This is a genomic window from uncultured Psychromonas sp., assembly GCF_947489755.1.
In the GTDB taxonomy this organism is placed as follows: Bacteria; Pseudomonadota; Gammaproteobacteria; order Enterobacterales; family Psychromonadaceae; genus Psychromonas.
Window position 1 is genome coordinate 66,741 of sequence record NZ_CANLFB010000012.1, and the last position, 21,496, is coordinate 88,236.

The 21,496-nt window shown below is 36.3% G+C and carries 21 protein-coding genes; 6 read left to right on the top strand and 15 right to left on the bottom strand.

The window, feature by feature from the left end; all coding sequences use genetic code 11:
• Nucleotides 1-228 precede the first annotated feature (228 nt).
• From aroG to Q0794_RS08740, 3 genes are all read right to left on the bottom strand, one after another.
• Nucleotides 229-1,281, bottom strand: a complete 1,053-nt coding sequence (gene aroG / locus Q0794_RS08730) for a 3-deoxy-7-phosphoheptulonate synthase AroG (RefSeq protein ID WP_298941377.1) — start codon at nucleotides 1,279-1,281, stop codon at nucleotides 229-231.
• A 180-nt stretch (nucleotides 1,282-1,461) separates the two neighbouring features.
• Nucleotides 1,462-2,709, bottom strand: coding sequence for a molybdopterin molybdotransferase MoeA (gene moeA, locus Q0794_RS08735; protein ID WP_298941334.1), 1,248 nt, complete (start codon nucleotides 2,707-2,709; stop codon nucleotides 1,462-1,464).
• Between the two features lie 228 nt (nucleotides 2,710-2,937).
• Nucleotides 2,938-3,915: a LysR family transcriptional regulator gene (locus Q0794_RS08740; RefSeq protein ID WP_298941335.1), complete on the bottom strand. Its 978-nt coding sequence runs from the start codon at nucleotides 3,913-3,915 to the stop codon at nucleotides 2,938-2,940.
• 206 nt (nucleotides 3,916-4,121) lie between these two features.
• Between Q0794_RS08740 and Q0794_RS08745 the strand changes: the two genes are divergently transcribed.
• Complete coding sequence (locus Q0794_RS08745) at nucleotides 4,122-5,336, top strand: pyridoxal phosphate-dependent aminotransferase (protein ID WP_298941336.1); 1,215 nt, start codon at nucleotides 4,122-4,124, stop codon at nucleotides 5,334-5,336.
• Nucleotides 5,337-5,690: 354 nt separating this feature from the next.
• Nucleotides 5,691-6,695 (top strand): VanZ family protein, encoded by a 1,005-nt coding sequence (locus Q0794_RS08750; protein WP_298941378.1) that lies wholly within the window; start codon nucleotides 5,691-5,693, stop codon nucleotides 6,693-6,695.
• Between the two features lie 149 nt (nucleotides 6,696-6,844).
• Here Q0794_RS08750 and rlmM read toward each other — a convergent pair whose 3' ends face one another.
• The 8 genes from rlmM to hemA form a co-directional block, all read right to left on the bottom strand.
• Entirely contained in the window at nucleotides 6,845-7,930 is a 1,086-nt protein-coding gene (gene rlmM, locus Q0794_RS08755) for a 23S rRNA (cytidine(2498)-2'-O)-methyltransferase RlmM (RefSeq protein WP_298941337.1), read from the bottom strand.
• Between the two features lie 14 nt (nucleotides 7,931-7,944).
• The gene (locus tag Q0794_RS08760) at nucleotides 7,945-8,337 is read right to left on the bottom strand and encodes a DUF423 domain-containing protein (protein WP_298941338.1); all 393 of its coding nucleotides are present in this window, start codon (nucleotides 8,335-8,337) and stop codon (nucleotides 7,945-7,947) included.
• A gap of 148 nt (nucleotides 8,338-8,485) precedes the next feature.
• Nucleotides 8,486-9,331 (bottom strand): 3-deoxy-8-phosphooctulonate synthase, encoded by an 846-nt coding sequence (kdsA, locus tag Q0794_RS08765; protein WP_025565595.1) that lies wholly within the window; start codon nucleotides 9,329-9,331, stop codon nucleotides 8,486-8,488.
• 67 nt (nucleotides 9,332-9,398) lie between these two features.
• A complete protein-coding gene (locus tag Q0794_RS08770; RefSeq protein ID WP_298941339.1) occupies nucleotides 9,399-10,259 on the bottom strand; it encodes a tetratricopeptide repeat protein in 861 nt (286 codons plus the stop codon).
• A 3-nt stretch (nucleotides 10,260-10,262) separates the two neighbouring features.
• Entirely contained in the window at nucleotides 10,263-10,649 is a 387-nt protein-coding gene (locus Q0794_RS08775; protein WP_298941340.1) for a SirB2 family protein, read from the bottom strand.
• A gap of 89 nt (nucleotides 10,650-10,738) precedes the next feature.
• Complete coding sequence (gene prmC, locus Q0794_RS08780; protein ID WP_298941341.1) at nucleotides 10,739-11,563, bottom strand: peptide chain release factor N(5)-glutamine methyltransferase; 825 nt, start codon at nucleotides 11,561-11,563, stop codon at nucleotides 10,739-10,741.
• Nucleotides 11,564-12,655, bottom strand: a complete 1,092-nt coding sequence (prfA, locus tag Q0794_RS08785) for a peptide chain release factor 1 (protein ID WP_298941342.1) — start codon at nucleotides 12,653-12,655, stop codon at nucleotides 11,564-11,566.
• 50 nt (nucleotides 12,656-12,705) lie between these two features.
• The gene (gene hemA / locus Q0794_RS08790) at nucleotides 12,706-13,971 is read right to left on the bottom strand and encodes a glutamyl-tRNA reductase (protein WP_298941343.1); all 1,266 of its coding nucleotides are present in this window, start codon (nucleotides 13,969-13,971) and stop codon (nucleotides 12,706-12,708) included.
• A 259-nt stretch (nucleotides 13,972-14,230) separates the two neighbouring features.
• On the opposite strand from hemA, the gene bamE reads away from it, so the two are divergent.
• The 3 genes from bamE to xthA all read left to right on the top strand — a co-directional run bounded on the left by bamE (nucleotide 14,231) and on the right by xthA (nucleotide 16,359).
• The gene (gene bamE, locus Q0794_RS08795) at nucleotides 14,231-14,653 is read left to right on the top strand and encodes an outer membrane protein assembly factor BamE (protein ID WP_298941344.1); all 423 of its coding nucleotides are present in this window, start codon (nucleotides 14,231-14,233) and stop codon (nucleotides 14,651-14,653) included.
• Between the two features lie 239 nt (nucleotides 14,654-14,892).
• Nucleotides 14,893-15,129 carry a TIGR02647 family protein gene (locus Q0794_RS08800; protein WP_160062009.1) on the top strand — a complete coding sequence of 79 codons (237 nt, stop codon included), beginning with the start codon at nucleotides 14,893-14,895 and terminating at the stop codon, nucleotides 15,127-15,129.
• A 423-nt stretch (nucleotides 15,130-15,552) separates the two neighbouring features.
• Nucleotides 15,553-16,359 carry an exodeoxyribonuclease III gene (gene xthA, locus Q0794_RS08805; RefSeq protein WP_298941345.1) on the top strand — a complete coding sequence of 269 codons (807 nt, stop codon included), beginning with the start codon at nucleotides 15,553-15,555 and terminating at the stop codon, nucleotides 16,357-16,359.
• 240 nt (nucleotides 16,360-16,599) lie between these two features.
• Here the strand turns inward: xthA and Q0794_RS08810 are convergent, their stop codons facing one another.
• The 3 genes from Q0794_RS08810 to pfkA form a co-directional block, all read right to left on the bottom strand.
• Entirely contained in the window at nucleotides 16,600-17,310 is a 711-nt protein-coding gene (locus tag Q0794_RS08810; RefSeq protein ID WP_298941346.1) for a TIGR01621 family pseudouridine synthase, read from the bottom strand.
• A gap of 61 nt (nucleotides 17,311-17,371) precedes the next feature.
• On the bottom strand, nucleotides 17,372-17,983 hold the full coding sequence (locus Q0794_RS08815; RefSeq protein WP_298941347.1) for a UPF0149 family protein: 612 nt from the start codon (nucleotides 17,981-17,983) through the stop codon (nucleotides 17,372-17,374).
• 193 nt (nucleotides 17,984-18,176) lie between these two features.
• Nucleotides 18,177-19,139, bottom strand: a complete 963-nt coding sequence (gene pfkA / locus Q0794_RS08820) for a 6-phosphofructokinase (protein ID WP_298941348.1) — start codon at nucleotides 19,137-19,139, stop codon at nucleotides 18,177-18,179.
• 414 nt (nucleotides 19,140-19,553) lie between these two features.
• On the opposite strand from pfkA, the gene Q0794_RS08825 reads away from it, so the two are divergent.
• Nucleotides 19,554-19,679 (top strand): hypothetical protein, encoded by a 126-nt coding sequence (locus Q0794_RS08825; RefSeq protein WP_298941349.1) that lies wholly within the window; start codon nucleotides 19,554-19,556, stop codon nucleotides 19,677-19,679.
• A 163-nt stretch (nucleotides 19,680-19,842) separates the two neighbouring features.
• On the opposite strand, the gene Q0794_RS08830 is transcribed toward Q0794_RS08825, so the two are convergent.
• Complete coding sequence (locus Q0794_RS08830; RefSeq protein ID WP_298941350.1) at nucleotides 19,843-21,405, bottom strand: SulP family inorganic anion transporter; 1,563 nt, start codon at nucleotides 21,403-21,405, stop codon at nucleotides 19,843-19,845.
• Nucleotides 21,406-21,496: the final 91 nt, after the last annotated feature.

Below are 21,496 nucleotides of genomic sequence, written 5' to 3' on the forward strand. Positions count from 1 at the left end.
TGTTTATAAACGAATCACAATACAAAATAGTGTATTTAATTGGCAATAAAAATCATTTTTTGAATAATTTATTCTACATAAGATTAACAGCGATAATCTAATAAAAAGCCTATAGGTGTTTAATTTTATAAATATTTTACTTCTTGCTTAAATTCAAAAAAAAGCAAAAAAAAAGCACTGTCTTCACAGTGCTTTACCATAAGCTACCCTATCGCTGATAACAAGTTATTAGCCACGACGAGCAATAACGGCAGCCGATAAGTTTGCTAATAATGTTTCAGTTGCATCCCAACCAATACATGCATCGGTAATACTTTGGCCATAAGTTGCAGCAACACCTTCACATAAATCTTGGCGACCTTCAACTAAATGACTCTCAACCATAACACCTGAAATCGCTTTATCACCACCAGAAACTTGGCTACAAACGTCATCACAGACTTTCATTTGGTTTTCGAATTTTTTCTCAGAGTTTGCATGACTGAAATCGATCATTAATGTTTCAGCTAAACCAGATTTTTTCAAATCAGTTTTAATGGCAGCAACATGTTCTGCACTGTAGTTAGGCGCTTTACCACCACGTAAAATGATATGACAATCTGGGTTACCCGCTGTTTCTACGATAGCACTGTGACCAAATTTGTTTACCGATAAAAAGTGATGTGAAGCATTAGCTGCACCAATCGCATCAACGGCTACTTTAATCGTACCGTCTGTGCCATTTTTGAAACCAACTGGGCATGAAAGACCAGATGCTAGCTCACGGTGAACTTGTGATTCAGTAGTACGAGCACCAATTGCGCCCCATGACATTAAGTCAGCAACATATTGTGGTGTGATCATATCAAGGAATTCTGTTGCAGCAGGTAATCCCATTGCATTGATATCTAATAATAATTTACGTGCAGTACGTAGACCTTTGTTGATATTAAATGTGCCATTTAATTCAGGGTCGTTAATGAGTCCTTTCCAACCGACGGTTGTACGTGGCTTTTCAAAGTAAACACGCATCACAACTTCTAATGAGTCTTTATATTTTTCACGTAATGGCATCAGTTTAGCTGCATAGTCTAGCGCCGCTTCTGTATCATGAATTGAACAAGGTCCGATGATCACTAACATACGGTCATCTTCGTCACTTAAAATTTTGCTGATAGCATTACGAGAACCAGAAACAGTACGGCTGATTTCAGATGTAGCTGGAAATTTCTCTAATAGAGCAATTGGGGGTAATAGTTCTTTGATTGCTGTTATATTCACGTCATCTGTCTTAATCATAATTTGTCCTGAAGCACTTCGTTGTGCTGGTAGTTAGTTTTTAATTTATCTTTTACGTCTATTATAAAAATATTGTTATTGATAATGTTATTAGTACTATTATTTATTGTTTCATGCACTTGTTTTGTTTAACTTTTTGCTTTTTACTTTTTACTTTTTATATCAGTCAGTTTATTTTAAACATCAATCCATCAAAGGACTATACGGTTCAACCACAACCGTTTCTCCTGCCGTAATATTACCTCGGTCTTGCTCAAGTACAATAAAGCAATTTGACTGGCTCATTGAACTAAATACACCAGAACCTTGATTTCCTGTCGTTGAGACAACAAGTTGGCCTTGCTCATTAGTTGAGTAGGTGCCACGCTGAAAATCAGTTCTTCCCGGTGCTTTTGACAATGCATCGCTGCATATTGCATTCAAGCGTAGCGCAGGTTTAACAAGCTCACCACTCATTTTAGCCATTGCTGGTACAGCTAATTGATATAGAGTTACGATAGCGGAAACCGGATTTCCTGGCAACCCAAAAAAGACGCTGTTTTGCAACTGACCAAAAGCGAACGGTTTGCCCGGTTTAATGGCGAGTTTCCAAAACCCTATTTCACCTATTTCATTAAGCACTTCTTTAATGAAATCAGCCTCTCCCACTGATACACCGCCACTTGTTATCACAACATCTGCCAGTTTATCTGCTTTAAGCATTGCTGCTTTAATTAAGGCGTAATCATCTTTGATAATACCGAAATCAATCACTTCAACATTCAAACGAGACAAAAGCGCCATAATACTATATCTATTACTATCGTATATTTCGCCTTGTTGTAATGTGTCACCTAAACTTTTTAACTCATCACCAGACGATAATACTGCCACTTTAAGTTTTCGATAAACCTCGACATTAGCGATACCTAATGAAGCAAGTAAAGGAATATCACGTGGCGTTAATTTATGCCCTTTTTGTAAAACGTGCTGTCCAATACTTAAATCTTCGCCGGCAAAGCGAACATTATTATTGATTTCAGAAGCACTGCTAAAAGTAATCAACTCACCTTCAGCTAAACATTGCTCTTGCATGACGACACAATTTAATGAATCAGGTATTAATGCACCTGTCATTATTCTAATACAACAACCCGCTTCAACTTCTCCATTAAAAGGCACACCTGCAAAGGATTTACCAACTAACGTTAATTTAACTGGATTGTCTGTAGAGTAATCTTTTAAATCATCAGCGTGTAATGCATAACCGTCCATTGCTGAATTGTTAAAAGGAGGTACATTCTTTTGTGAAATAATATTTTCACAAAGTGTAAAGCCCAACGCGTCCGATAATGGTAACGTGATTTTGTCACATACTATCGATAACGCTTCTTGCATTGTTTCCAACGCATCAGCTAACGGCATTAATCCTTTTGCATTACAACAGCTCATATGGGTCACTCTATTTTGATTAGTTAGTTTTTAATAATAATTATTAGTTATTACTTATTAGTTTTTGCTTATTGATTATTGGATATTGATTGGTATTTCATTATGTATTGCGTTGCGCACAGGTGCAATATTATAATTTAACTAAACATTATCAAGACAGTATCAAGATCAATGAATATGCATAAAAAGATCTAAAATATAAATTTAGGACCAAAAAACACGCCTAGCTTATTCACTTTGCTCAGCACTTATACCCTCATTTATTTCCGTATTTATCCCATTAGGGATCGCATCTGGTACTTTAATCCCTTTTAAGTTACTAAAACAGCTTTCAATGGCCGTTGTTATAAAATCTTCTATAAAAGCAAGTGAATGTTGCTCCTCTCTCACCGCTGCATACAGTGTTTTCCAAACGCCCTCTTTGCCCAAACGTCTCGCGACGACATAATCTTTTTGCAAATATTCATACAATGCCCAATTGGGTAAACCCGCCACACCTCGACCACTAGCCACCAACTGCAGCATCATTAATGTCATGTCTGCCTGACGTATTTTTGCAGGAGCAACGCCTTCTGGTGTTAGAAAAGCATTAAAAATATCTAAACGCTCTTTCTCAACAGGATAAGTGATTAGGGTTTCTCCACTAAGATCTTCTGCTTCTATATACGTTTTATTGGCTAAGGGATGATGTCGACTTAATGCGAGCATCGATTGATAGCTAAATAAAGGAATATAACAGATCCCTTCTATTGGCTGAGGATCTGACGTAACCACTAAATCTAAGTTACCGCGTTTTAAGGCAGGTAAAGGTAAGAAACTAAAACCACTTGAAAAATCTAGCTCAACTTCAGGCCAGCTATCACGAAACTTATCAATAGCAGGCATTAACCATTGAAAACAAGAATGACATTCTATCGCCATGTGTAAACGCCCTGCATCACCAGAAGCAAAGCGTGAAATATCTCGCTCAGCCTGACGAATTTGTGGGAGAACTTGATCTGCTAATTCTAGGAGACGTAAACCAGAAATGGTAAAGCGAATTGGACGTGATTTACGAATAAATAACGAACAGTCCAAACGTTGCTCTAATTCTTTTAGCTGATGTGATAATGCTGATTGTGTTAAATGTAGTTGTTTTGCGGCCTCTACTAAACTGCCTGCTTTATTCAGTGTTGATAGCGTTTTTAAGTGTTTTAGCTCAATCATGGTTCACCTTAATAAAGCGTTAAATAATATGAGTATTCCATAAAAGTTAATAATTTTCACATTTTATAGCCAATGATTGAATAAAATTAATCATTATTTAATAATACCTAATCATATTGTTGATTTCATCTTCACTAAATCAATCAGATAAGGTACTTTAAGAGACTGTTTAAAGCATCAAAGAAATTAGGATTTAAGGGGTTTAAATGTATTCAATTGTTCGTTCAAACAAACTAGATAATGTCTGCTATGACATTCGTGGACCTGTATTAAAACAAGCGATGAAATTAGAAGATGAAGGTCAACGTATTCTTAAATTGAACATTGGTAATCCCGCCCAATTTGGTTTTGAAGCGCCAGAAGAAGTGCTGATGGACGTGATCAAAAACTTGCCCAATAGCCAAGGTTATTGTGACAGTAAAGGCCTTTTTTCTGCGCGTAAAGCGGTTATGCAACATTACCAAGCTAAAGGTCTTTTATCATTAGATACCGATGATATTTATATTGGTAATGGTGTCAGTGAGTTAATCGTGATGGCGATGCAAAGTTTACTGAATAACGGTGATGAGATTTTAGTCCCGTCACCTGATTATCCATTATGGACTGCAGCGGCTAACTTGTCTGGCGGTAAAGCGGTACATTACATTTGTGATGAAGAATCAAACTGGTTCCCTGATATCGATGATATTAAGTCAAAAATCACCTCTCGTACTAAAGGCATTGTGTTAATTAATCCAAACAACCCAACGGGTGCAGTTTATAGTAAAGAGTTATTAGAACAAATTGTAGAATTAGCACGCCAACATAACTTGATTGTTTTCTCTGATGAGATTTACTCAAAAATTGTGTATGACGATGCCGTGCACATTCCATTAGCTACCTTAGCCGATGATATTTTGATTGTGACCTTTGATGGTTTATCAAAAGCTTACCGTGTATGTGGTTTCCGTGTCGGTTGGATGATGATCAGTGGTGCTAAAAAACAAGCTCGTGATTACATATCAGGCATAGAAATTCTAGCGAGTATGCGTTTATGCGCCAACGTGCCGATGCAACATGCCATTCAAACATCATTAGGTGGTTATCAAAGTATTAATGAGTTAACTGTCCCTGGCGGCCGTTTATATGATCAAACGCAAACCGCGTGGAAATTATTAAATGACATTCCGGGTATCAGTTGTACTAAACCAAATGGTGCTTTGTATCTTTTCCCTAAATTAGATCAAAAACGTTTTAATATTAAAGATGACCAACGTTTTGCGATGGATTTATTAGTTGAAGAAAAAATATTAATTGTGCAAGGTACTGGCTTTAATTGGCACAAACCAGATCACTTCCGTATTGTTTGTTTACCACGTGTCGATGAGATGGCAATAGCGATTAACAAAATTGCTCACTTCCTTGATGGATATAGTCAATAAGCTATATAAAATCAGATAGCTATACTGAGAAGTTATATTAAAAAATGTCGAACTTAATCATCATTAACGATTGAGTTCGATATTTTCAATACTATTAAGCTATTTTTTATTAACTTCCTTTCTATTAACCTCCTTTCTATTCAAGAAAGCGATTAACATAATGACCTTAAACAACATAGCGATGAACGGATTTCAAGAGTCGTTAATATGTTGTCACAGCATTAATACTCATCTCCATTAAGTAATCACTCAACCTCATTTAGCTTTTTAGCTTTTATTAATTTTGACGCTTATTTCTTTTGTAAGTCAATAAAAAGTAATGATAAAATCAACTCCCCTTTCACTATTTTCTTTATTTCACATAAGATAAAAATGTTTAAAAAAATAGCGCTTTCGACCATTTCATTATGTTTTTTCTTACTCTTATTCATTGATATTCAAACTATTATTTCAGACCGGTTAATCGATGCATTATGGCCTATTGGGCACGTCACTGTCTTTGCTTTTTGGGGATCGTTATTCCTGCTTTATCAACCCACTATAAAAGCCGCGCCGCTCAAAAAACAATTTTTATTAATGACTGCTTTTTGTTTCATTTTTGGAATATCGATTGAATTAATCCAACCTTTCTTTGGACGATCTAAAGAGCTAGCCGATGTGTTTTTAAATTATGTAGGTTTATTGCTCAGCATCATTTTATTCAGTCGCCATTTTATTCACTGGTGCTATAAGCTATTCTATTTTTGCTTACTCGGTTATCTACTTTCCCCTTCTGCACTGTGTATTTATGATGAAATTAAAGCAAAGGTTGAATACCCAGTATTAGCCTCTTTTGAACACGACGTTGCATTAACACGTTGGAAAGCAGATCAGCCTTTATCTTTAGCAATACCAGAGTCATTAGATAAGCCGCTCAATAAACAACTAAGTCAGTTGTCGCCAAGCATCAATAAAATGATGAAAGTGACTTTTGTGCCTCGTGAATATAGTGGCGTAGCTTTACGTTATTTCGAAGGTGATTGGGGAGCTTACAAAGAGTTAGTGATACGTTTTTATAATCCCAATACAGCTTCTGAAGCAGACACTAATGCAATGACAACAGAGCCTAACACCTTACCCGTCACGTTATTGATCACAGATAAGCATTACGATAAATCAAAACCCAATTATAAAGATCGTTACGAGAAAAAATTAAACATTGAACCGGGCTTTAGCAAAATAACCATTCCATTAAAAGCAATCAAGGAGGGAGTTCAGCTAAGAGAGATGGATTTAAGTAAAATGGCGGGAGTCGATTTTTATATGTATGAATTAGATGGGCCAGTTAACCTTTACATTGACCAACTCTATTTGCAGTGAGCTTAGTCACTACTTCTAACAAAACATTAATCCACAACTCAATATAAAGAGAGATTAATTAACCTCTCTTTATATTGATAACCGTTCACCACATTTATTAGTACAATATTTTATTAAGGCTATATGGGCTATGTGTGATTTTATAAGCTTTATAGCGGGCCGTAGATTTTGTCAGTTAAACGTACATGTACGGTAATTTCTTCACGGTCATGATATAGATGCTTCGCTTGTAGTTCGTAATTGAACCCCGCTTCTTCGATCATATCGGTCAATAATTTCAAATCATCCGTTGCTTCTTGGTAACGTTGTTTCATTGGTAATTTAAGATTAAAGATCGCTTCTTTACACCAACCATCAATTAACCACTGTGCCATTAATTTAGCGACGCGTTTAGGTTTTTCGATCATGTCACAGACTAACCAATGAATATTTTTACGCTCAGGTTCAAACTTAAAACCATCTTCCATATAGTGAGTGACCTGTCCGGTTTCCATCAAACTATCAGCCATCGCACCATTATCGACACAGCTAACAAACATGCCACGTCGTACTAATTGGTAAGTCCAGCCACCAGGACAAGCGCCAAGATCAACAGCACGTAAACCTGAATGTGCTCGTGCTTCTTGTTCTTCTTTGGTTAAGAAGGTTTGGAAGGCTTCGTCTAACTTAAGGGTTGAACGGCTAGGTGCTTCATTAGGAAAACGTAAACGAGTGATACCCATGTGCAATTCACTGCGATTGTTAGGCAGAGAATAACCGACATAGGCAGTTTCATAATCCATAAAACAAACATGTGTGCGTCGTTTTTTTAGGTTTTCTTTGTTCGTTAAATTATTGTGTTTTTTAAGCGCTTGTCTAAAAGGAACCGTAAACTTACGACAAAAAGTTAATAAAGGTTTAGTTTCATCACCTTCAGGACATTCAACATACACATCACCAGCCATCGGTAAGTTACGGGTAATGTCTAAAATAGGTGCGATTCGGTCTTCTGCAGGTAAATCTTCAACTAAGGCAACAGCGACAATCATTTGACGAGCAAAAATAAGTTGAGAAAAATTAATCTGTTCTGCTAATGCTTCGACTTGTGATGGTTCGTAACAATGGTATAAAACAAAACCACTATTTTTAAGGGTTTTAATATAACCAAAAACTTCTAACTCACTCGCTTTAGCTTGGATTTCATTTGCACAGTCATTTTCAAAACCTGGGCGACAATATAACAGAATACCTAACATACAGACTTAAACCTTTATTTTCTTTGTGTAAATAGCATGGCTACAGCAACTAATAACCAAGCGAGTATGAGTAATAAACCACCTAATGGGGTCACTAATACTAATGATTTTGAACCTAAAAATACTAAGTAATATAAGCTACCGCTAAAACATACGGTGCCCAATGTGAAACAATATAAGCTGATCGTTAGTAATCGGCTTGTAAACGCTGAACTTAGTAGTGATATCACGATTAAAATGATCGCATGGAACAGTTGGTATTGTGCAGCAACTTGCACTTGAGAGACTTGCGCTGTACTTGCCCAAGTCGATAAACCGTGACTTGCATAAGCGCCAAACATAACCGCTGTTGCACCTAATAAGGCAGCAACGGCAATAAAACAACGTGATTGTTTAGAGGGCAGCAATGTTAATAACCTTATTTAGTTCAGAAATTAGTAACCGCTTGTAATAACAGTGAGTTAATCATTGCTATTAAGGAATAAAAACTTAATAGCAACTATTTAGCGTCATTATGGCTAATGGCAATTGTTTGGTAAGACCCGTCACTAGCCGTTATTCAGTGACAATAGGCTCTAAGCTTTTTGCTAAGTCATCCATTTGTTTCATTTGTGTTAAGAATGGGACTAATTTATCTAGTGGTAATGCACATGGTCCATCACATTTAGCATTAGTCGGATCTGGATGAGATTCCAAGAATAACCCTGCAATACCTTGAGACATACCCGCTAAACCTAGTTGTACTACTTGGCTACGGCGACCATCAGCACTATCTAAACGTGCACCTGGTTTTTGAAGTGAATGCGTTACATCAAAAATAACTGGGTAACCGGTTTCTTTCATTGTGCTGAAACCTAACATATCAACCACTAGGTTGTTGTAACCGAAACAACTGCCTCGTTCACATAGGATAATTTTATCATTACCCGCTTCTTTAAATTTAGTAATGATATGTTGCATTTCATGTGGTGCTAAAAACTGTGCTTTTTTAACATTAATAACCGCATTGGTTTCAGCCATTGCTTGTACTAAGTCTGTTTGACGACTTAAGAATGCAGGTAATTGAATAACATCAACGACTTCAGCAACTGGTTTTGCTTGGTATGGTTCATGTACGTCTGTAATAATGGGTACATTAAAAGTAGATTTAATGTCTTCAAAAATGCGTAAACCCTCTTCTAAACCAGGTCCACGATAACTATTAATTGAAGAACGATTTGCTTTATCAAAAGAAGCTTTAAAGACATAAGGAATATTAAGTTTAGAAGTCGCTTCAACATACGTTTCAACCATCTTCATTGCTAGATCACGTGACTCTAAAACATTCATTCCACCAAATAAAACAAATGGACGATCGTTTGCAACATCAATATTACCTACTTTGATAATTTTCTGGCTCATCTTTACTCTCTTATTTATTAACAACCTTAACGATAAAATTTGGCTGTAAAAAAGTTATTTAGTTTATTTAATGGATGGTTTGAGCATTATGCTCATCATTCATTTGTTTAATTTGTCGTTTTAATAAATTAACGATTGGATCTTCAGGACATTGCTCAATGAAGTAAGTAAAATCATTACAAGCAAGCTGAAAACAATCTAACTGTTGAAACAAAAATCCACGGTCTCTGACTTCAAAAGCATCTTCAGGGTCTAAACGTAATAAAATATCACTACACAATAAGGCTAATTCAATATTTTCAGCTTGAATATAAGCAGCTTTTAAGACACTGACATAACGTTTGATAATGGTTTCGTTACTATCTGCTTGTAACATTTCATTTGTTAAACGCGCATGATTACCTAACTGGCCACGTACTTTTAATTCTAATTGTTTTGTATCAACGACCTCACCATTAAAAGGGTCAACATAAATAGGCCCATCTTCTAGCTCAACTTTGACAATAAAACCACTTGGGAAACAAATACCCGACGCAGTAAAACCCGTTTCTTTTAGCATTTCAATCAAAAGAATACCTAAACTAATGGGCACACCTTTTCGACGTGATAACACTTTTGATACCAATGCATTTTTAACTTTGAAAAACGCTTTCCAATCACCTTTAAAGCCTTGGTCCTGATAAACACTGTTTAATAACGTTTGCAGTTTATCTAGATTCTGTTCTGTTTTCTTCCCGACTTGAGACTTAACAATAATGAGCTGTAAACGCATTGAATCTTGAAATTGTACGATTGATTGTCCAGTAATTTCAGCTTCAGCCATACTTGCTAACTGTAAAAGAGAAAACGCACAATAGTCGATCCCTTCATGAATAATACTTGTATTAACAACGGGTTGTTCAATAACACCCTGTTCGTCTAATTCCACTGTCTACCCCACTAATAAAATGGCTTGTTTAGTGAATGCTAATTTAGCGATGTACGCAAGCCAACCGAAAGCACCAATAAACGCTAACCATTGAATGTGTGTTTTTGTATTAGCATTAAGTGCAACTTGTACCATTGAGAAGTAAGCAACAAAAGCAATCATTTTTTCTAGTAACCAGTATCCACCGGTAGCAAACGGATTGAAGTGCAATAACCCCATTAACGCTAAACCAAGCACAATAATGGCAACATTGGTATGGATGTGTATTTTCTTAAATACGGCTTTTTGTGCGTTAGCATGGCCTGATTTAAGCCAGTAAAATCGAACGATAAACATGACGATAGCTAATAAAATAAAAGTCATGTGTGTATGTTTTAAAATTGAATACATAGTTGTCCTATTGGTAAGCGACTACACTTACTGTTGCTTTATTACTGGCTCTATTAGACAGTAATATAAAGTTGCTTATTCATTATAAATTACGCCAGATGACCTAAAGTAACGCGGTCATTTTTCGCATAATCTTGCTGTGTTTCGATCTTAATGAAACCATTTTCTTGTAAAATTGCTTGTACTGAAGCACCTTGCTCAAAGCCATGTTCAAACAGTAAACAACCATTTTCTTTTAAATAGCTTTTAGCTTGTTCGCATATATGGCGGATGTCCGACAAGCCTTGTTCATTTGCCACTAGCGCTGACAAAGGCTCAAAACGTACATCACCTTGTTTGAGGTGCTCATCGTTAGCATCAATATAAGGGGGATTGCTAACAATAATATCAAACTGACCTTGCACATTTTCAAACCAATTACTTTGCTCAATACTGACATTATTGAGTTTTAAGTTGTCACGGTTTTCAATCGCTAATTGAACCGCTTGCTCACTAAAATCTACCCCAGTACAAACTGCATGAGGTAATTCGCTAGCAAGTGCAAGTATAATGGCACCAGTGCCCGTTCCAAGATCTAAAATATGCGCGTTAATAACACTTTTAGCTAGCGCTATTTCAACTAATACTTCTGTATCAGGTCTTGGAATTAACGTGCTGTTATTGACCTTTAAAGGTAAAGACCAAAATTCACGCTGTCCGGTTAAATGTGCAACAGGCTGACCATTGACACGTTTTTCAATTAAATCTTCGAACTGTGACTTTTGCTGTGCACTTAAATCGCGTTCAGGCCAAGTCATTAGATAAATCGTTTCTTTATCTAACACAAAGGCCAATAACACCTGCGCATCTAATAAAGCAGAGTCGCTATTTACTAACGTGTACTCTGCCCAAATTAACGCATCATCAATACGCAATTACAAACCACCCTGCGCAAGTGCCGCTAATTTATCAGCTTGGTCTTCCTGTAGGATTGGATCAAGTAGCGCATCTAACTCACCTTCTAATACTTCGTTTAGACGGTAGATTGTTAAGTTAATACGATGATCACTTACACGCCCTTGCGGGTAGTTATAAGTTCTAATACGTTCACTACGGTCACCACTTGCCACTAAGCTACGACGAATATCTTGCTCTTCAGCATTATTTTTTTCATCTTCTGCTTGTTGTAAACGTGCTTGTAATACTGACATCGCTTGCGCACGGTTTTTATGTTGTGAACGTTGATCCTGACATTCAACGACAGTACCTGTTGGTACGTGCGTAATACGAATAGCAGAATCGGTTTTATTAACGTGCTGACCACCTGCACCCGATGCACGGAAAGTATCTACTTTTAAATCAGCAGGATTAATTTTAATCGCTTCAGATTCTGGAATTTCAGGCATGACTACTACAGTACAAGCTGACGTATGAATACGACCTTGAGATTCAGTTTCAGGCACACGTTGAACACGATGACCGCCAGATTCAAACTTCATTAAACCGTAAGCACCATCACCTTCAATTTGCATAATAACTTCTTTATAACCGCCTTGTTCACTGGCATTGCTGGTCATAATTGTCATGCGCCATTTTTTTGTATCACAAAATTTGCTGTACATACGGAATAAGTTACCCGCAAAGATAGCCGCTTCATCACCACCCGCACCAGCTCGAATCTCAACAAAACAGTTGCGATCGTCATTTGGATCTTTTGGTAATAATAAGATTTGTAATTCGTCTGCTAACTTTTCAACGGTATTTTTAGCTTCAACAACTTCATCTTGCGCCATTTCACGCATATCTTCATCGTCATCTTCGAGCATAAGTTCTGCAGCAGCTAAATCTTCCTGTGCGGTTTGGAATGCTTTAAATGACAATACAACTTCTTCAAGTTGCGAGTATTCTTTGGTTAATTCACGGTATTTTTCTTGGTTGCTAATCGTGTCAGGATCACCTAATAACGCTTGAACTTCTTCATAGCGTTCAACTAATATCTCTAACTTTGCAACAATTGATGCTTTCATTTTTATCTCTTCTTATGAATAGGTAAATAGCCTAGCTATTCTTTTTGTTCTTATAATTCGTCTGTTTGGCTTAAGCCTAATGTCAGTCTAATTAGCGTTAAATCTTGCTCGTTACCAGATTGGCTAACCGTCGTTAACGCTTGACTTGGATGATGTATAAGCTTATTGGTTAATTTAAAGGCCAATTCTTTTAATACTTTTTCACTGTCATTACCATTCGCTAATGAAGCAATAGCACGTTGTAATAATTCATCTCTTAATTGCTCACTGTTTTGACGATACAATCTTATGCTTTCCACTGCTTTTAATGATTCTTGCCAAGCCATAAAATCACGAACACCGACTTCAATAATTTTTTCAGCTTCAATTGCAGCTTCCACTCGGGCTTGTTTGTTTTCTTCGATAATGCCTTGTAAATCATCGACACTATAAAGATAAGCATCGTTTAATTCTGAAACTTGTGGTTCGATATCGCGAGGGACAGCAATATCGATAAATAACATAGGTTGATGACGGCGATCTTTTAATGCACATTCAACCATGCCTTTACCAATAATAGGTAACTGGCTCGCTGTGGAAGAAATAATAATATCTGCTTTGGATAATTGATCTGGAATTTGCCCTAATGTAATCGCTTTCGCATTAAACTTATCAACTAACTCTACTGCTCGCGCTAACGTTCTATTGGCAATAGTAATATTAGGGACTTCATGCTCTAGAAGATATTTACCAACGAGTTCAATGGTTTCACCTGCACCAATCAATAATACACGGCTTTGTTTTAGGTCACTGAATATTTGTCTTGCTAAACTCACCGCGGCAAAAGCAACAGAGATGGCATTGGCCCCTATTTGAGTATCAGTACGGACTTTTTTAGCGACTTTAAAGGCATATTGAAACCATTTGTTTAAGCTTTTATTAACTGACTTGGCATGACTTGCTACAGCAAAAGCTTGCTTAATTTGCCCTAATATTTGTGGCTCACCTAACACTAGTGAATCTAATCCACAAGAAACACGAAATAGATGAGAAACAGCTTCCTGATCTTGGTAACAATAGAAGTTATCATCAAAGCTACCTGCTTCGATATTATGGAAGTCAGTTAACCACCGTAAAATAGCACTACTATCATCACCTTCGAAGTTGCAATAAATCTCACATCGATTACAGGTGGAAATGATAACTGCTTCTTTCACAAAAGGTTGTGCTAATAAATCGCTATAAGCAGCATTCAAAGAGTCAGGTGCAAAAGCAACTTGTTCTCTTAGTTTTACTGGTGCAGTTTGATGATTAATTCCTAACGCAAATAATGACATTTATATAATTCACTGAGACAAGAAAACGGACTAAAACAAAAGAGCTGAATTCTACGTAAATTTACGCTAAATTTAAAGCTAACTCTGTTTCTACGCTGTATTTAGTTTTATTTTTAACCAATTAAGCGATAACTTTGCTCAATAAATCAGAATAACAAGATTTCTTCGCTAATATTTTTACTTGTTAGGCTTGCTTGGGTATTATCAGACACAGAATTTTTATCACCTAATTTTTTATCACCCAATTATAGATGAGCCAATGACTATTAAAAAAATACTTGCCAGCCTTATTGTTACCTTCTCTCTTTCTGGTTGCTCTTACTTATACGATACCTTTGTATATCAAATTGATGTTGTACAAGGAAATTATATCGACGACGAGAAATTAGCTAAAATAGAAGTCGGTATGACGCAGCAACAGATCATTTATGTATTAGGGTCTCCAATGTTAATTGACCAATTTGATTCTTCAAAATGGTATTACATTCGTTACATCAAACCAGGTGGTGAAGACGTACAACAATCACACATATTTTTAACATTTGATGGTAATAAACTGATTGAAATAAGCAGTGAAAACACCTCTGCGCCAAATCCTTTAGTAAAAAACCCTAAAGTAAAAGAAGAGCCGAATGAAGCTGCACAGACAGGTGATACAAAAGTACCGTTAACCTCAGAGTAAATAAAGCTCTTCATTACTTTAAAAGGAATGCCATTATCGCATTCCTTTTTTATTACCTTTTAAAAAATGAGTTCCTTCATCGCTGTCATTTACCTGCCTATTTAGTGCGCCAAATCACCTTTAATAACAGAAGTTTATCGAGAATTGATCTAGCCCAAACTCCTATCGAGTAATTTTTGCTTTTTAGAATCCAACGTTTATGATGAAAATTCCTTAACATAATAGAAGTGAATTAAAAGATGATTAAAAATTACTCTGATACTTTTTTAGAAGAAATGAAATTACTTGCTAAATTCCCTGAAACATCACAATTAGAAGGATTAAAGATTCATAAGGAAGCTGCACATTCGGTCATTCAAGCAGCTCAATCTCTTTTTGATAAAGGACTTATCTCTCAACATGACGGAGGATATTTAACTGATAGTGGGTTAGAAACCGCCGAGCATTTACGCCATGTTATAACCACTTTAAATTAAATTCGACGTTGATTATTACGAATGTCATTAATGGCAAAGCGTTAATAGTAATAGAATCAACATAAACAGAATAAACAAAAAGTGAGCTCAAGTACTTTAAAGAGCTCACTGTAAAACCCGACTTTACCTTTATACACTTCAATATCATCTTCTCGCATTGATGACTCATTGCGATTTCACCAGACTATTCGACATAGCTATTGAACATATCTATTTAACATACCTATTTAACATAGCTATCGAATAATAGTATTTTTATTCAATGGCAGTACAAACAACAATCTCCAGTAATCTATTCAAGATAATTTACAAAAAAACATGTTAATTTCTACACTGAATTACATCAATATTTCTATTACTCAGTTGAGTAAATAAGCGCAACAAGGTACATTCATCGTTTCGATTCTGTAAAGGCTATTTTCTATGAAAGTTATTTCATTCAACATTAACGGGCTTCGTGCGCGTCTTCATCAATTACAAGCAATTATCGATAAGCACCAACCGGATGTGATCGGTCTGCAAGAAATCAAAGTTCATAATGATGCTTTCCCAGTAGAAGCAGTAGAAGCAATGGGATATCACGTTTATTACCATGGTCAAAAAGCCCATTATGGTGTTGCTATGCTGTGCAAACAGAAGCCGACCGATGTTCAATATGGTTTTCCTACCGATAACGAAGATCATCAGAAACGTATGATCATGGTCACTGTACCTGATGAAGATGGACAACCTGTACGCATTTTAAATGGATACTTCCCTCAGGGAGAAAGCCAAACTCATGAAATTAAATACCCTTATAAACGTCAATTTTATAAAGATCTGAATACGTACCTTAACGAAAACCACACCGCTGAAGAACAAGTGATCGTCATGGGTGATATTAATATTTCTCCACAGGATTTAGACATTGGTATTGGTGAAGTTAACGCAAAACGTTGGTTACAAACTAAAAAATGTAGTTTCTTACCAGAAGAACGTGAATGGTTAGCGACGCTAATGAGCTTTGGTTTTACCGATACATTCCGCTTATTACACCCTGAAGAAAATGAAAAATTCAGCTGGTTTGATTACCGCTCACGTGGTTTTGATGATAATCGTGGCTTACGCATTGATGTAGTACTCGCGACGCCATCATTGGCAGAGAAGACGGTAGAAGCCGATATTGATTACGAGCTAAGAGGGATTGATAAACCGTCTGACCATGCGCCTATCTGGACTGAATTCGCTTAATAAGCTTTAAACGTTCAATAAAGCAATATTGTCAGATAAAAGATGAGTCATGACATTGAGCCTGTAAATAATTCAGCTCACTAAATAGCAAGTATTGTTATTAGAGTATTGTTATTAGAGTATTGTTATTAGAATCTTGCTATTAGAGTACTGCCTTACAAAATTGCTCTAAAAACTTAAAAGGCTTGTTTACAATCGTAAACAAGCCTTTTTTATATCCATGATGTCTTATCACTGCATTTAGATTTTAGGCCACTTCAATAAACTACAATCCGTTAACGTTGCTAATTTAGCTTGGCAGGCATCAGATAAAAACTCCGCTCCCGTATCGGGTAATGCCGTAAAGTTAAAGGTTTGCTCCGCATAGGTAAATTGAATTTGATAAGCATGTAAATAACCGCGATCATAACGATAAGACTCTTCAGCAGCATAAATAGAGTCACCAATAATAGCGCTGCCCACACTTTTAAGTGCGACACGAATTTGGTGTGTTTTACCGGTTTTAGGTTTAACAACAAACAGTCGCTTACCTTCACCTAAGGAATAACTAAAAAATTGCGTAATAGCGAGATTATCTTGGTTCCGCGTTAATTTCCACATCGATCGACGTGACTTTTCCATACCGCCTTTAATTAACCCTTGTGATTTTTTAGGTTTCTTATCAGAAATAGCTAAATAATACTTTTGAATTTGTTGTGTTTTAAATAATTCAGATAAACCACTCGCTACTTGCGATGATTTCGCCAGTAATAAAAGGCCCGACGTCATTTTATCGAGACGATGTACGCTGAATAACTTTTGCTTTAAATATTTTTCAACCGCAACAACAACACCAAACTCGCCATCTTCGCTGTGGAAATTAATACCTGCATGTTTATTAATAACAACAAAGTCATCATTCTCTGCTACTAATGAAAAGTATGCATTTGTTGCTTCTATTTTTTCAAGCATTGTTTATTCCAATTATGATTTAAAAAACTAACTTTAACGATATGGTATTCAATAATAAACGTTAGAGATCAGCTTGCACATTTTGTGCGGTAATATGACCCGCATTATAAGCTAAATTACTTAATAGTTGCGGTAGTATGCGTAATATTTCAACCGGCTCAGGCAATTGTGCTAAGAGCTCTGTATGTTGCTGATCGATATTGTCAGCTGGTGCTAATTTACTTAATAACAAAATAGTGGTTTGAAATATATTGTGAGTATCAACGTCTTGTTCGACCAATGCCCATTGTTCGTTAAAAATCTCAATAGCAACTAAAAACCCAGTGGCAAATTGAATACCCTGCTCGGTTAGTATCCCTTCTTCGCTTAACCATTGATCACAGTTTAAATTATCCAATGGAATGGCTTGTTGATATATTTTTTGAATGTCAGCAACAATATTTAATACCTTTTTTGCATATTCAGTAGCTTGTTCTTCGTCATCAAAGCTAACATCTACATCCTCTAACCATAAATAAGATAACCATTGTTCAAGGTCAACTAGTTCAGGTTGTGCTTGAACACTACAAATAAAACCAAGCTGATAATAAGGTGTTTGTAAACTCGCTGATTGCACATGGTTTTTATTAAAAGTAATAAAATCCATAAATACATTATTTAGATGGTTAGGCATGATAAATCTCATTCTTGAATGTTAGTCGATGGTAATTAGTAATATCTAATAGTATTGCTTTATAAAAGTACTTTTCCAACGTGTTTAATGATCAAAATTCTGTCACTTATTTTCATTAAGATGATAGGTAGCAAAGTTACACATACAAAAAAGCCTACCCGAGGGTAGGCTAAATCTAATTATCTACTACGTTCTAGTATAAAACGTCTGATAAATTATATAAGTCTTGACGGAATGGACGTTTCATTTCTGTTAAGCATTCAACGATATCATGGTCAACCATATTACCGCTTTTAATACCAACACAGCGTGCACTTTTTCCTGCTATTAAAATATCAACAGCATAAGAACCCATGCGGCTTGCTAAAATACGGTCGAATGCCATTGGTGAACCACCACGTTGGATATGACCTAATATAGTTGCACGAGTTTCACGCTTAGTTCTTTCTTGAATACGTTTAGCTAACGCATTAACATCAGTAATATGCTCTGTGATGGCAACAATCGCATGCTTCTTGCCTTTTTCTTCACCCAATTGAATTTGTTTAATGAGTTTTTCTTCATCGAATTCTTTTTCAGGTACGATGACGTATTCACTGCCACCAGCAATAGCGGCCCATAGTGTTAAATCACCACAGTAACGCCCCATCATTTCAACAATTGAAATACGGTTATGCGAAGAAGATGTATCACGTAAACGGTCAACTGCATCTACGATTGTATTTAAACAAGTCATGAAACCAATTGTAAAATCAGTCCCTGCTATATCGTTATCAATGGTGCCAGGAAGACCAATACACGGGTATCCCATTTCACTTAATTTCAAAGCACCCATGTATGAACCATCACCGCCGATCACGATCAATGCTTCAATGCCCACTTTTTCTAATTGTTTAATGGCTTCTTTACGAACACTTTCTTCTTTAAATTCAGGGAAACGAGCAGAACCTAAAAATGTACCACCACGATTAATAACATCAGATACTGAGTGACGATCTAATTGTTCAATTTTACCTGCATGTAATCCTGCAAAACCATCGTAGATACCAAATACTTCGACATCGTGTGATAGACAAGTTCGAACGACTGCTCGTACTGCACAATTCATACCTGGCGCATCGCCACCACTTGTTAGAACACCAATTTTTTTAATCACAATTTACCTCAACCAATTACACTAATTGACAAATATTATAAAACTAAATTATGACAGTTTATGCATAATTTAAGATCATAATTATCATCTATAAAATTAAAACTTTATTATTTTAACGCAAGTTAAATGCAGCTTTCTATAAGAAAGATAGACACTAAATGACTAAACCGCATGTTCGTTTCATTAAAATAGCTATTATTTAATCACTGGTTTTTCATGTAAACAACCTATGACGCCTCGTTTAACAAGCATACAATAAGAGCCCGCTGTAGAATAACAATATTATTCATATTCTTGTTAAAAAGCTATTTCTTTGCTGTTTTATTAATTTGGATCAGTTATCTTTTTTTATATTGTCACAAATTTGCAATAAATAAGCATTAAGGTAACTGAAAATTAAAAAAGGAGAAGAAGATGAAAAACAAAAAGAAAACATTAAGAAATAAACATGTTTGGTTTTCAGTATGGAATCCAAAATCGAGCCAACTTAGTCCAAAATGTGATGCGGAATACCGTCCTATTCGTCAATCAACGCGTTAAAAAAAACATATTCACGTTTCATTAAAACTGTATTGTTCAATTCCCATTAAATTAAAAAACAAAAAAAGCAGGCGATTAACCTGCTTTAAATATCTTTGAAATTTATTGTTAACTTATCTTTTTGAGCAACGATAACCCCGACCAACAAGTTTAATAAATGACATTAACCTAATTTGTCTGATGCGACTGCATATGATGGATCTTCAATCACATTCATTTCAACCAACACACCTGCCTTATGTAATAACTTACGGCAATCTTTACTTAAATGACGAATATGTAATTTTTTACCTTCTTTTACATAACGTTCATTCAATACGCTAATCGCTTCAATCGCAGAATGGTCAGCGACTCGTGACTCAGCAAAATCAACAACAACATGTCGAGGGTCATTCTTAACATCAAACAACTCTAAGAAGTTACTCACTGAACCAAAGAATAATGGACCATTGATACTATAAGATTTTTCAGTTTCATCTTTATTTTTATCTATTTTTGCGTGGATATGACGAGCGTGTTCCCATGCGAAGACTAAAGCAGAAACAATCACACCAACAAATACAGCGATAGCAAGGTCAGTGACGACAGTAACGGCACTTACTAAGACAATAACAAAGGCATCTTTAACAGGTACGTTGCGCATCATTTTAAATGAAGCCCATTCGAAAGTACCTAATACGACAATAAACATAACACCAACTAATGCAGCAAGCGGCACCATTTCGATTAAACCAGAAGCAAATAAGATAAAGGCCAGTAATGCGAGTGCAGCAGTAATACCCGATAAACGACCACGGCCACCTGAATTAATATTGATCATCGATTGACCAATCATTGCACAACCGCCCATTCCACCAAATACACCGTTAATCATGTTAGAGGCACCTTGCGCAACACATTCTTTATTAGGGCGACCACGTGTTCCGGTCATTTCATCAACAACCGTTAATGTTAGTAGTGATTCGATTAAACCAACTGCTGCTAGAATTAACGAGTAAGGTAAAATGATCTGTAATGTTTCGAATGTGAAAGGGACAACAGGCAATGCAAAAGTAGGTAACGTCCCTGCAATCGTTGCGTTTTCATCGCCAGTCATACTTTGTAGAAAATCTAATACCGTACGTGTATCTAACGCAGGAACAAAATACACTAACAAAGTCACGACTAAAATAGCCACTAAGGTAGAAGGAACAGCATTAGTTAATTTTGGAAGAAAGTGAATAATCGCCATGGTTAATGCAATTAACCCTAGCATGATGTACATAGCCTCACCCTGTAACCAACTTAAATTGCCAGCTGCATCTTTAACTTTAAACTGACCAAGTTGTGCCAAGAAGATCACAATCGCTAAACCGTTCACGAACCCTATCATGACTGAGTGCGGTACCATTCGGATAAATTTACCGAGATGAAATGCACCAAACAACACTTGCAATAAACCGGTTAACAGTACAGCCGCAAAAAGGTATTGAACGCCATGTTCACTCACTAATGCAACCATCACCACCGCCATCGCGCCCGTTGCACCCGAGATCATACCAGGACGACCACCGAATATAGCAGTAACTAAACCCACCATAAATGCAGCGTATAAACCAATCATTGGTTCTACACCTGCAACGAAGGCAAAAGCCACCGCTTCAGGAACCAGTGCAAGTGCAACAGTTAAGCCTGAAAGCACATCATTTTTAACACTGCTTTTATTAATTTGGGGGAATTCGAACACTGCTGTAGTTCCTTTTTAAGACGTAAAATATAGGGCGCGCATTATATCGTCCATTCAGGCTAACAGCAAAAAAAACACGTTTTTAAATATA